Raw genomic sequence first — 11,829 nt, forward strand, 5'->3', positions numbered from 1 at the left:
GATGCAAACGGACGCCCGTCTGAAGGGCTTTGCCGTCATCGAGCCGGCCCCGGCCAAGATCAATCTCGCGCTGCATGTCGTCGGCCAGCGCGAGGACGGCTACCATCTTCTCGACAGCCTCGTGACCTTCACCCGCTTCGGCGACCGTATCGCCCTGTCGCCGGCCGATACCGACCGCTTCACGCTTTCAGGCGATTTTTCCGGCCCGCTCGCGGAAGAGCCCGGCGACAATCTGGTCATCCGCGCGCGCGACCGGCTGCGGGCGGCCGTCATCGCGGCCGGCGCAAGCGCGCCGCCGGTGCATATCCATCTTGAAAAGAACCTGCCGCTTGCCTCCGGCATCGGCGGCGGATCGGCCGATGCCGCCGCCACGCTGCGCGGCCTTTCGAGGCTGTGGCGGGCGGCCCTGCCGGACGGGGCGCTCACCGCCATCGCCATCGGGCTTGGAGCCGACGTGCCGATGTGCCTTGCCAGCCGGCCACTCGTGGCGCGCGGCATCGGCGAGGCGTTGACGCCCGCCCGCATACCCTCCCTTGACCTGGTGCTGGCCAATCCGCTGCTCGGCGTCTCGACCCCCGCCGTCTTCGGGGCGCTTGCGTCGAAGCGGAACGCGCCGCTCGCCCTGCCGGCCCCCCTGCCCGGACACAATGGCTGGCCGGCGCTGCTTTCCAGCCTGCGCAACGACCTCGAAGCCCCGGCGCGGCAGACCTGCCCCGTCATCGGGACGGTTTCCGAAGCCCTTGCGCGAAGCGGCGCACGCTTCGTGCGCATGTCCGGCGCAGGCGCGACCTGTTTCGGCCTCTACACATCGTCGCAGGCCGCAGAAGCCGCCGCCGAAACCCTTGCGCAAAACCATCCGGCGTGGTTCTTCAAGGCAACGCAGACGATCACCCAGGGAGACGATCGTGGTCCGGATTGACGATACCCGCCCCTTCATTCCCGTCGGCATCGCCGTGATGACCGTATCCGACAGCCGTACACCGGAAACCGACACGTCGGGCGACACGCTGGCGGCCCGCATCGCCGAGGCCGGGCATCGGCTCGTCGGCCGGGCGATCGTTCCCGACGACATCGCCGCCATCCGCGCGCAGGCGAAAGCCTGGACGGTGGATCCCACCGTGGATGTGATCATCACCACCGGAGGCACCGGCTTTACCGGCCGCGACGTCACGCCGGAGGCGCTGGAGCCGCTGTTCGAAAAGCGGATGGACGGCTTTTCCACGGTGTTTCACCGGCTCTCCTACGACAAGATCGGCACCGCCACCATCCAGTCGCGCGCAACGGGAGGCGTCCTCAACGCCACCTTCATCTTCGTTCTGCCGGGATCGCCCGGGGCCTGCCGCGATGCCTGGGACGGTATCCTCAAGGGCCAGCTCGACTACCGGCACCGGCCCTGCAATTTCGTGGAGATCATGCCGCGTCTCGACGAACACCTGAAGCGCGGCGCGGACTGACCACCGCTCCCGTCCATTTTCCCAACCGGCCCGCAAAGCGGCCGCCTGTTATTTTGTTCTTGAATTGTTCTCATTTTGGGACTAGGAATAAAATCATCAGGCGGGACGGATGTCCCCGGGAGAAACCCATGAACGAGCTTGCCAGCATCCGGCAGGGCGCGCTGGCGCCCGGCCATACGAAAGACGTCGCCGAAGCGCTGATGGCGCAATCGGGCATGCGCATCGAGGTGGATCGCCGCCGGGGGCGCGGCGCCGGGCTGAATTTCACCGGCCGCTTCGAGCCGGTGAGCCGTGAAAACATCGATGACGGCTGGCAGACGCTGGAGGAGCTTCCTCCCTTCCGCACCGAGGTGCAGGTGGAACGGCCACGCACGATCATCACCCGCAACGAATCACCGGACATCCCCTTCGATCGTTCGATCAATCCCTATCGCGGCTGCGAACACGGCTGCATCTACTGCTTCGCACGGCCGACGCATGCCTTCATGGGCCTTTCGGCGGGCATCGATTTCGAGGCGCGGCTTTTCGCCAAGCCGGATGCGCCGAAGCTGCTGGAGCGGGAACTGTCCAAGCCCGGCTACAAGCCGCGCGTCATCGCCATCGGCACCAATACCGACCCCTATCAGCCGATCGAGAAGGAATGGCGGATCATGCGCCAGATCCTCGAAGTGCTGGACGCGGCCAACCATCCGGTCTCCATCGTCACCAAATCGGCGCTCATCCTGCGCGATCTCGATATCCTCGGCCGCATGGCGGCGCGCGGCCTCGCCTGGGTCGGCATGTCCGTCACCACGCTCGACCGCAAGCTTGCCCGCAGCATGGAGCCGCGGGCGGCAACGCCCTCGCGACGGCTGGAAACGATCCGCGCGCTTTCGCAGGCCGGCATCCCGGTCGCGGTGATGATGGCCCCGGTCATTCCCGGCCTCAACGATCATGAGATCGAGCGGGTGCTCGATTCCGGCAAGGCGGCCGGCGCCAGCGAGGCAAGCTATGTGCTGCTTCGCCTGCCGCTGGAAGTCAGCCCTCTTTTCCGCGACTGGCTGCTGCGCAACTATCCGGACCGCTATCGCCACGTCATGTCACTGGTTCGCTCCATGCGCGGCGGCAAGGATTACGACGCGGAATTCGGCAAGCGCATGAAGGGCGCCGGTCCCTATGCCTGGCAGATCGCGCGGCGTTTCGAAATGGCCGCCAAGCGGCTGGAGCTGACCCGCACCCGCCGCAACCTGGCGGTCGACCGGTTCCTGCCGCCGGCGGGCAGCGGCGTACAGCTTTCGCTTTTGTGAACGGCAGCCGGCGGGCCGCATTCCCGCCGGAGCGACAAGACCGTTTCCACCTTCCGGCCAGCGCCTTCCCCGGGCGCGCCGGAGGATCCTCCGACACCGCCGCACCCGTCGGAGGACTTGCGGGCAATCGGACGGATGTGCATGGTCTTCGCCATGACCAATCGCATATCCTCCGATTCCCGCCTTCTTTTCGACCTGCCGGAAGGGCCGGATTTCCTGATCGAGACTGCGGCCCGCAAGACCGGCCTCTGGCCTGTCGCCGGAACCGACGAGGCCGGACGCGGCCCGCTTGCTGGACCGGTCGTCGCCGCGGCGGTGATCCTCGATCCCGAGAATATTCCTTCCGGGCTGCACGACTCCAAGCAACTCGGCGCCGCGCGGCGGGAAACATTGTTCGACGCCATTCTCGCAACCGCCGCCGTCTCCGTCGCCTCCTCCTCGGCGCGCCGTATCGACGACACGGATATCCGCAAGGCGAGCCTCGACGCCATGCGTCGCGCCGTCGCCGGACTGGAGATCGCGCCACAACTGGTGCTGGCCGACGGACGCGACGTGCCGCCCGGGCTTTCATGCGAGGGCCGGGCCCTCGTCAAGGGCGACGCCCGCTCGCTGTCCATCGCCGCCGCCTCCATCGTCGCAAAGGTCATGCGCGACCGCATGATGGCGCGCGCGGACACCGCCTTTCCCGGCTATGATTTCACCCGTCACGCCGGCTATGCCACGGTCGTGCATCGCACCGCCATCAGCACTCTCGGCCCCTGCCGGCTCCACCGGATGACCTTTCGGCCGCTGCGGCAGGATTGAGTGATCCGGACATACGACGGACATCGCCTTCCGCGACGAGCCGCCCGCAAGCGCAAAGAAAAAGGCCGGATCGCTCCGGCCTTTTTTCAGATGCTGCATGACGGAAACCTCAAGCGCGTTCCGCGCTCTCAGGACGCATGCTTCAGTTGAGACGGGTCTTCACTTCACCGATCGCCTTTTCGAACAGCGCGTTGCCGGTCTTGGCGTCCGTCTTCGCGACGATCACCTTTTCGGCAGCCGCGACGGCGAGATCGACAGCGGCGGCCCGAACGGCGTTGATCGCATCGGCCTCGGCCTGGCTGATCTTCTGCTCGGAAAGCGCCGTGCGACGGGCGACATATTCCTCGGTCTTCTGCTTGGCCTCGGCGGTCAGCGCGCTTGCCTCCCGTTCGGCGGCGGCAACGATGCCGGCGGCTTCCGCCTCGGCTTCCTTGCGCTTGCGCTGGTATTCAGCGAGCAGGTGCTGCGCCTCCTCGCGAAGACGCTTGGCTTCCGCCAGTTCGTTCTCGATCTTGCCGGCGCGCGCATCGAGGCTGCGGCCCACCATGCCGGGAACCTTGAGATAGGCAATCAGCGCGAAGAACAGCAGGAGCCCGACAAAGGCGAAGAAAGTTGCATCGAATTCCACAGGAACCTCCTTATTTGCCGCCGGACGATTTCACGGCCGCGGCAATGTCGGTCTTGGTCGCCTTCACGCCGATGAGCTGCTCCACGACGGCCGTCGCGGTCTCCTCGGCGATCGCGCCGACATCGGCAAGCGCCCTGGCCTTGATTTCGGCGATGCGGGTTTCGGCACCGGCGATCTTTTCCTGCAACGATGCCTCGATGCGGGCGCGTTCGGCCTCGGCCTTCGCCTTGGCGTCTTCGCGGGCGGCGCTGGCAATGGCGTTGCCCTCGGCGCGCGCTTTGGCCAGATCCTGCTCATAGGCGGCAATCGCGTCGTCGGCTTCCGTCTTCAGGCGGGCCGCCTCGTCCAGATCCTGGGCGATGCGGTCGTGACGGGTCTCGAGAATTCCGCCGATCCGCGGAATGACGACCTTCGACATGAGAACATAGAACAGACCGAAGGTGATCGCCAGCCACAGGAGCTGCGATGCAAACGTGGTCTGATCGAACGGCGGGAAGACGCCGTCGGCGTGTTCGTCGCCATGTGCCACACCCGTTTCGGTGTGCACTTCGCCGCTCGGCTGGACAGCCTGCGCATCCGCAGGGGCCTCATGCGTTTCCGCCGGGGTCTCCGCCTGGGCGATCTCAAATGGGGTGGACTCGGCCAACGCCGGGGTCACAAACATGCTCACCTCCAGGGGGCACTCTCAAAAGGTGTACATCGCGTACGCGGACCATGGCCCCTTGAAAGGGCCATGGTCCTGCCTTCGGCCGATATCAGACGGCGAAGAGGAGGAGGAGAGCGATGAGCAGCGAGAAGATGCCCAGAGCTTCCGTAACGGCGAAGCCGAATACGAGGCGGCCGAACTGGCTGTCAGCAGCGGACGGGTTGCGCAGGGCGCCGGCCAGATAGTTGCCGAAGATATTGCCGAGGCCGAGAGCCGTGCCGGCCAGACCGAACGTGGCGAGACCCGCACCGATGTACTTTGCTGCTTCCGCTTCCATGATGAACTCCTTCGAATGGGTTGTTGCGGCTTGAGAGCGGCGCCGGGGAGCGCCGACGACTGTATTCCTAGTGACCACCCGGATGCACAGCATCGTTCAGGTACATGCATGTCAGAACTGCGAAGACATAGGCTTGCAGGAACGACACGAGGAATTCGAGACCGACCAGAGCGACGGTCATGAAGAGGGGAAGGACCGCGCCGGCCACGCCGACCGCGCCGAGCGCGCCGAGCGAGGTAACAAATCCGGCAAAGACCTTCAGCGTAATATGCCCCGCCAGCATGTTGGCGAAGAGACGAATGGACAGGCTGATCGGACGCGAGAGGAACGAGATGATCTCGATCGAGACGACCAGCGGCAACAGCGCTCCGGGAACGCCGGCCGGCACGAAAAGCTTGAGGAAGCCGAAACCGTGCTTGTAGAAACCGTAGAAGACGACGACGCCGATGACCAGCATCGACAATGCGAAGGTGACGATGATCTGGCTGGTGACCGTGAAGAAATAGGGCACCATGCCGATGAGGTTCGCCGTCAGCACAAACATGAAGAGCGAGAAGACCAGCGGAAAGAACCGCATTCCCTGGGTGCCCGCCCCTTCCCGCAGCATCGAGGCGATGAACTCGTAGGACATCTCCGAGACGGACTGCATGCGGCCGGGGACGAGCCCGCGCCGGGACGTCGTGAAATAGAGGAAACCCGCAGCGGCCGCGACGGTCGCGACCATGAACAGCGAGGCGTTGGTGAACGAGAAATCGATGCCGCCGATTTCGATCGGAACAATCTTGTTGACCAGGAACTGATGGGTCGGATCGTTTGCCACCGTTTAATCTCTCTTGCTTGCCCGCCGGAGGCGGAAGTCGATATTCGAACCGCGCCTCAGGCGCTGTCCTTCTTTCCGGTCTCGTCCTGCCCGTTTCCGGCTCCGGGAGCCCGGCCCGCAAGCCTGTCCACCGGATGGGGCGAGGCCACCAGACCCGCCGCACGCATGACATTCAGCACGCCGGCACAGAAGCCCAGAAGAAGGAGGATGATCATCCCCCAAGGCCCTGTACCTGCAAAATGGTCCAGAAGATAGCCCAGAAGCGCACCGACGATGACGGCGGCGACGAACTCGCTCGACAGTTTCATCGCGACCGCATAGCCCTTACGGCTTTCGGCGGCCCGCGCGTCGGCGTCCGTTCCGGCCTCGTCCTTGCCACGTCGTTCCGCGAGTTCCGCATCCAGACGCTTCAGCCGGTCTTCCAGACTTTCCTTCCGATCGGTCATGGCCTTCCCCTCGTCGTTGTCACCGCCGGGCTTCGCCCCATTGCGGACATAATAACGGCTAGGGTTTCCGCCATATCCGGCCCCTTTTGAAGTCGGGCGCAACATAGTTTTAGGGGCCTGCATAGTCAAGGCATGGCGCAGCTTTGCGCAACACCAAAAACACCCATTGAAATCAATGGCCTGACAGGAAATCCACAGACAAACGGCCCGAAGGGGACGGGAATCGGCGCATGGCGCGCGGGGACTCGGCCCCACGCGGGCGGCCGCCGGAAGGACTCAGCTCCAGCCGCCGCCGTATGTGCGGTAGAAGATATGCTTTCCGATCTTCGTCACGCGATGCATCGTGCGGCCCCAGGGCGGATTGACGTAGGTCGCGTGGTAATGGGTGGCCGAGCCGACGTCGTCGAGCCAGATCTTGCCCGCGGTGACGGCCATGGCGATTTCCTTCGCCGTCTTCCAGTGCCAGGGCGCCAGGATGAGATCGGGAATGCGATCGCAGGCAAAGGAGAACTGGCAACGGTTGCGCCATTGCTTGTTCTGATAGACGACGCCGCAGATCGTCGCCGGATAGGCGGGATTGCGCACCCGGTTGAGGATGACCTGCGCCACGCCCGCCTGGCCGCGCAATTCCTCGCCGCGCGCTTCGAAATAGATGCCCTCGGCGAGACATTTCTGCTCGGCGGCGCTGAAGGCGCTCTTCGGCAGCGGCGTCGCCGCCCAGGCATGGTCGTCCGGTCCGATGTCGGGGATGAAGCGGCCCCGTTCCGTTTCGGCCCGAAGAATCGAATCGAAGGGCGATTCGCGCGCATAGTCGGGCGCGGGCGGCGCATAGGCGGTGGCGAGGATATCCGCCCGGTCGCTGGTGACGAGGTCCGCCAGGATCGCCGGCACGCCGGCGCCCGTGTTCTCCGGGCGCTTGCGGTAGAAGGCCGTGGCGATCTCGACCTCCCTGCCCTTGATCTGCGGTCGGGAGAAATGCATGCGCCCGCTCCTTTCGAAGGCGGGCGACAGAAGCGAACTGGTGCGCTCCAGGATCGATCCGGCGGTGAAGTCCTTCGGCGGCGTCACAGGCGTCACCGCGACGACGCGGCCCTTCTTGTCGCGCCGGTTGACGCGGTCCTCATCGGGAATGCCGCCCTTGCCCTTGCGCTCGTCGATCAGCGCCGCCTTGCCGCCGCCGGGAAGCTCCACGCCCGCGCCACTGTCGATCGCGCCCGTCGTGACGGGGTCGGCGAAGGCGATCTCCACCTCATGGATCGAGCCTGCCGGCGAGCGGGTCAGCACCATCTGCTGATTGCCGCCCTTGCGGTTGAGGCCGGCGAGGAAGGTGGCCAGGTCGGTATGCGCCGCCGGGGTCGGCAGAACCGTGAAAAGCCCGAGACCGAGAGCAAGAGGCGCGTTCCAGCGCCGCTTCCAGGCCCGAAGAAGACGACCGGCTCCTGCATGACGAACGCTACGCTGACGCAACTCTTTACTCCGCACCGGATAGGCATGGCTGGCCGTTGCCCGGCTCCCGCCGACGCCTCGCCCGCCCAGATTTTACGCATGGAGCCTGCCGCACGCCGAAACGTCCGCCGGCGACCCTCTCGACGCCAACAATGAAGCATTAACCTTGATGGACAGTTAATGGCGCTCCCGCCCGGTCAGATGATGACCTGAGAGCCAAGCTCGACGACACGGTTGCTGGGAAGCCGGAAATAGTCCGAGGGGTTGGCGGCAAGGCTCGACAGCGCGATGAACAACCGGTCCTGCCAGATCGGCATGCCCGACCGCGCATCCGGCACCAGCTTGCGCCGGCCGAGGTAGAACGAGGTCGACATGATGTCGAACCGCTGCCCGGCGCGGCGCATCAACGCCAGCGCCTGCGAGATGTTCTGCGTTTCCATGAAGCCAAATCGCAATTCGAGGCGCAGGAAGCGATCCGACAGCCTCTCCACGACAAAGCGGTCCGCCGGCTCGACGCGCGGACGGTTCATGGTGCGCACCGTCAGGATGACGTTGCGATCGTGCAGCACGTGATTGTGCTTGATATTGTGCAACAGCGCGGCGGGCGCGAACCCCGGATCGGCGGTCAGGAAAATCGCCGTTCCCGCCACCCGCACCGGCGCATGGGCGCCCGGCTTTTCGACCGATGCGACGAAAGCGGCCAGCGGCACCTCGATCCGGCGGGCCTTCTCGCGCAGGATGCGCGTGCCCCGCGTCCAGGTCCACATCACGATCACCACGCTGGCGGCGATCAGCACCGGCACATAGCCGCCGTCGCGGACCTTCAGCAGGTTGGCGGCGAGGAACACCAGTTCCAGAAGCAAGAGGGGCAGCATCACCGCAAAAGCGGCCGCCAGCGACCACTTCCAGCGCCGGCGCAGGAAGACGAAGGCGAGCAGCGACGTCACCACCATCGCGCCGGTGACGGAAACGCCATAGGCCGTCGCCAGCGCCTCGGAGGAGCCGAACAGGAAGACCAGCACGATGACGCCGACCAGCAGGATGGTGTTGACGCCGCGCAGGAAAATCTGGCCGGTATGGGTTTCGGACGTATGCAGGATCTCCATGCGCGGCAGGTAGCCGAGATGGATCGCCTGACGCGCCAGCGAGAATGCGCCGGTGATCACCGCCTGGCTGGCGATGATCGTGGCCGCCGTGGCGAGCAGCACCACCGGCAGGATCATCCATTGCGGATACATCAGGAAAAACGGGTTTTCGGCAGCGGCCGGATCGTGCAGCACCAGCGCGCCCTGCCCCAGATAATTGAGGGTCAGGGACGGGAACACCAGACAGAACCAGGCCCACTGGATCGGCCGGCGCCCGAAATGGCCGAGATCGGCATAAAGCGCCTCGGCCCCCGTCACCGTCAGGAACACCGCCCCCAGCACGACAAGGCCGACAAACCCCTCCGTCATCATGAAGACCACGGCATGGACGGGATTGAAGGCCTCAAGGATCGTCAGGTCGTCGCTGATATGATGCAGACCGGCCACGCCCATGACCACAAACCAGAGGGCGGTGACCGGTCCGAAGAACCGCGACACGGCCGCGGTTCCGCGCGACTGTACCGCAAAGAGCAGGATCAGGATCGTCGCGGAGATCGGCACCACGTAATCGGCAAGCGCCGGCGTCACCAGCCGCAGTCCCTCGACGGCGGAAAGGACCGAAAGGGCCGGCGTGATCATCGCATCGCCGACGAAAAGCGCCGAACCCGCCGCGCCCAGGAAGAACAACGTGCGGGCATGGCCGCCGGCGGTGCGCATGAGAAGCGCCAGCAGCGAGAGCGTTCCCCCCTCGCCGTGATTGTCGGCCCGCAGCAGGAACAGCACATATTTCGCCGTGACGATAATCGTCAGCGTCCAGATCATCAGCGAGATGAGGCCGACAATCTCCTCCCGGGTGACGCCGCCCTGCGCCACCGGGCGAAGCGCCTCGCGGAAGGCGTAAAGCGGGCTGGTGCCGATATCGCCATAGACGACGCCGACGGAGCCGAGGGAAAGGGCAAAGAGCCCGCGCCACCCGCCGGATGCGTGCAATTCACTGCCGGTATCCTGTTGCATGGGAATGAAGATCCCCAGAGCCTGCCTCTTCGAGGCAAAGACATAGGAGGGCGACGTCGCCACGACAATGGCGAGGAGCCCGAGGTCGACGTTTTATGCGGGCGGCACGCCGCTGGAAACAGCCCCCGTTACGGGCCGACGCCGGCATGGCTCTCCCGGTCGCCTGTCCTCCAGGCCCGTTGCCATCGCCAGCGGGCGCGAAGCGACAGGACCTCCATGGCGTAGCGCCAATATTCCGCCCTCCGGAAATGCTGGGGTTCCCGGTCGGCAAATCGCGGCCTGACCGCCCTTGGCGGGATCACCTGAACCCCGTCGGGCACTTTCAGGCATTCCAGAAACGCATTCGCCCGATCCTGCCTTGCCCTTGGATAATTGCCAGTCGGGAAATGGATGAAAACGATCTGTGCTGCGGGCTGGGCGGAGCGCAGAAGGCTCAGGATCTGCCGAAAATTGTCGGCGCTCTCCTCAGGCGCCAGCCGCCTGCCGAGCGTATGGCCCGCCGGGGCCTGCGCACGGGGATAGCGGCAAAAACAGGGAGCCGCGTCCGCTATCTGGTAGAGGCGCGCGCCGAGATCCATGAAATTATCGACGAGGATCATATCGAAGCGCGCCGACGCCAGCGTCTTGTGGAACGGCGCACAGTCCGGCAGGCGATGCGCGCCGAAGCCCTCCGCCGACTGGTTCCGCAGCAGATTGGCGGCGGCGAATTCTCCCTCCTCCCCCGGATCGATCTTCAGGAGACGGCACAATTCGTCATGGGGCTTCAGATTTTCGCCGGACGCGAGCAGGGTCTCCAGCAGGCGATCGCTTCTGTTGTGATAGACGGAGTTCAGGATGCGCGAGAACGGTACGGCTCTTGCCGTTTGCCTGGAAAGACAGGAGCCGACCGTCGCTATCCGCATCGCGAACCGTCCCTTTTCGAAGCCTTCCGTCAACCGCCGGACGGCATGGCCTGCTATTCGAAGACGATGGAGGGCGCGGCGCGCCCGCCCTTGCTCCGGACGGCTTCAAGCTGCTCCCAGACGCGGCTGGCGACCGCGCGATAGGCCTCGGCCGCCGGACCATCCGGCTCGGAGACGACGACCGGCGTGCCGGCGTCCGACGTCACCCGGATATCCATGATCAGCGGCACTTCGCCGAGGAACGGAACCCCGATGCGCTCGGCTTCCCGGCGCGCGCCGCCATGACCGAAGATATCATAACGGTTGCCGGTGTCGGGCGCGATGAAATAACTCATGTTCTCGATGATGCCGAGGACCGGCACTTCGACCTTGCTGAACATGTTGAGGCCCTTGCGGGCGTCGATCAGGGCAAGATCCTGCGGCGTGGAGACGATGACCGCGCCGGCCAGCGGCACCTGCTGGGCCATGGTGAGCTGGGCATCGCCGGTGCCGGGCGGCATGTCGACCACCAGCACGTCGAGTTCGCCCCAGGCGACTTCGCGCAGCATCTGCAACAGCGCCGACTGGATCATCGGCCCGCGCCAGATCATCGCCACTTCCTCATCGACGAGGAAGCCCATGGACATCACCTTGAGGCCGTAATTCTCCATCGGCTTGATCAGCCGGCCGTCGATCTGTTGCGGACGGCCGGAAATACCGAGCAGGCGCGGCATGGAGGGACCGTAGATATCGGCATCGAGCACGCCGACACGCAGGCCGTTCGCCTTCAGCGCCAGCGCGAGATTGACGGAGGTGGTCGATTTTCCGACGCCACCCTTGCCGGAGGCGACTGCGATGATCGCCCCGACACCGGGAATTCCGGCTTTCGCGGGACGTCCGCCCGGCGCGCCACGGGCGTGACCGGGCGGAATTCCGGCTTTCGCGGGACGTCCGCCCGGCGCGCCACGGGCGTGACCGGGCG

13 protein-coding genes are annotated in these 11,829 nt (G+C 65.5%); 4 read left to right on the plus strand and 9 right to left on the minus strand.

Annotation, left to right across the window (positions count from 1 at the left end; genetic code table 11):
* Nucleotide 1 precedes the first annotated feature (1 nt).
* The 4 genes from KYK29_RS19940 (at nt 2) to rnhB (ending at nt 3,544) form a co-directional block, all read left to right on the plus strand.
* Nucleotides 2–919, plus strand: a complete 918-nt coding sequence (locus KYK29_RS19940) for a 4-(cytidine 5'-diphospho)-2-C-methyl-D-erythritol kinase (RefSeq protein ID WP_254692649.1) — start codon at nt 2–4, stop codon at nt 917–919.
* Nucleotides 920–956: 37 nt separating this feature from the next.
* On the plus strand, nt 957–1,454 hold the full coding sequence (moaB, locus tag KYK29_RS19945; protein WP_437437281.1) for a molybdenum cofactor biosynthesis protein B: 498 nt from the start codon (nt 957–959) through the stop codon (nt 1,452–1,454).
* A gap of 128 nt (nt 1,455–1,582) precedes the next feature.
* Complete coding sequence (locus KYK29_RS19950) at nt 1,583–2,740, plus strand: PA0069 family radical SAM protein (protein WP_254692651.1); 1,158 nt, start codon at nt 1,583–1,585, stop codon at nt 2,738–2,740.
* Between the two features lie 153 nt (nt 2,741–2,893).
* On the plus strand, nt 2,894–3,544 hold the full coding sequence (rnhB, locus tag KYK29_RS19955; protein WP_254692652.1) for a ribonuclease HII: 651 nt from the start codon (nt 2,894–2,896) through the stop codon (nt 3,542–3,544).
* Between the two features lie 142 nt (nt 3,545–3,686).
* Here rnhB and KYK29_RS19960 read toward each other — a convergent pair whose 3' ends face one another.
* The 9 genes from KYK29_RS19960 to KYK29_RS20000 form a co-directional block, all read right to left on the minus strand.
* On the minus strand, nt 3,687–4,172 hold the full coding sequence (locus KYK29_RS19960; RefSeq protein WP_254692653.1) for a F0F1 ATP synthase subunit B: 486 nt from the start codon (nt 4,170–4,172) through the stop codon (nt 3,687–3,689).
* A gap of 10 nt (nt 4,173–4,182) precedes the next feature.
* Complete coding sequence (locus KYK29_RS19965; protein WP_254692654.1) at nt 4,183–4,836, minus strand: F0F1 ATP synthase subunit B; 654 nt, start codon at nt 4,834–4,836, stop codon at nt 4,183–4,185.
* Between the two features lie 91 nt (nt 4,837–4,927).
* Entirely contained in the window at nt 4,928–5,155 is a 228-nt protein-coding gene (locus KYK29_RS19970; RefSeq protein ID WP_117368645.1) for a F0F1 ATP synthase subunit C, read from the minus strand.
* A 67-nt stretch (nt 5,156–5,222) separates the two neighbouring features.
* Entirely contained in the window at nt 5,223–5,975 is a 753-nt protein-coding gene (locus KYK29_RS19975; RefSeq protein ID WP_254692655.1) for a F0F1 ATP synthase subunit A, read from the minus strand.
* A 56-nt stretch (nt 5,976–6,031) separates the two neighbouring features.
* The gene (locus KYK29_RS19980; RefSeq protein WP_254692656.1) at nt 6,032–6,421 is read right to left on the minus strand and encodes an AtpZ/AtpI family protein; all 390 of its coding nucleotides are present in this window, start codon (nt 6,419–6,421) and stop codon (nt 6,032–6,034) included.
* A 276-nt stretch (nt 6,422–6,697) separates the two neighbouring features.
* Nucleotides 6,698–7,888: a cell wall hydrolase gene (locus KYK29_RS19985; protein WP_437437280.1), complete on the minus strand. Its 1,191-nt coding sequence runs from the start codon at nt 7,886–7,888 to the stop codon at nt 6,698–6,700.
* Nucleotides 7,889–8,064: 176 nt separating this feature from the next.
* Nucleotides 8,065–9,966 (minus strand): potassium transporter Kup, encoded by a 1,902-nt coding sequence (locus tag KYK29_RS19990; RefSeq protein WP_254692657.1) that lies wholly within the window; start codon nt 9,964–9,966, stop codon nt 8,065–8,067.
* Between the two features lie 128 nt (nt 9,967–10,094).
* A complete protein-coding gene (locus tag KYK29_RS19995; RefSeq protein WP_254692658.1) occupies nt 10,095–10,868 on the minus strand; it encodes an SGNH/GDSL hydrolase family protein in 774 nt (257 codons plus the stop codon).
* A 53-nt stretch (nt 10,869–10,921) separates the two neighbouring features.
* Nucleotides 10,922–11,829: Mrp/NBP35 family ATP-binding protein (locus KYK29_RS20000; RefSeq protein ID WP_254692659.1), on the minus strand; the 908-nt coding region annotated here is incomplete at its 5' end.

It is taken from the genome of Shinella daejeonensis (assembly GCF_024281235.1).
GTDB lineage: Bacteria > Pseudomonadota > Alphaproteobacteria > Rhizobiales > Rhizobiaceae > Shinella > Shinella daejeonensis.

Coding starts and splice junctions, on each gene's coding strand:
- KYK29_RS19950 (WP_254692651.1), top strand. CDS start 1,583: ATGAACGAGCTTGCCAGCATCCGGCAGGGCGCGCTGGCGCCCGGCCAT.
- KYK29_RS19970 (WP_117368645.1), bottom strand. CDS start 5,155: ATGGAAGCGGAAGCAGCAAAGTACATCGGTGCGGGTCTCGCCACGTTC.
- KYK29_RS19965 (WP_254692654.1), bottom strand. CDS start 4,836: ATGTTTGTGACCCCGGCGTTGGCCGAGTCCACCCCATTTGAGATCGCC.
- KYK29_RS19990 (WP_254692657.1), bottom strand. CDS start 9,966: ATGCAACAGGATACCGGCAGTGAATTGCACGCATCCGGCGGGTGGCGC.
- KYK29_RS19940 (WP_254692649.1), top strand. CDS start 2: ATGCAAACGGACGCCCGTCTGAAGGGCTTTGCCGTCATCGAGCCGGCC.
- moaB (WP_437437281.1), top strand. CDS start 957: ATGACCGTATCCGACAGCCGTACACCGGAAACCGACACGTCGGGCGAC.
- rnhB (WP_254692652.1), top strand. CDS start 2,894: ATGACCAATCGCATATCCTCCGATTCCCGCCTTCTTTTCGACCTGCCG.
- KYK29_RS19995 (WP_254692658.1), bottom strand. CDS start 10,868: ATGCGGATAGCGACGGTCGGCTCCTGTCTTTCCAGGCAAACGGCAAGA.
- KYK29_RS19980 (WP_254692656.1), bottom strand. CDS start 6,421: ATGACCGATCGGAAGGAAAGTCTGGAAGACCGGCTGAAGCGTCTGGAT.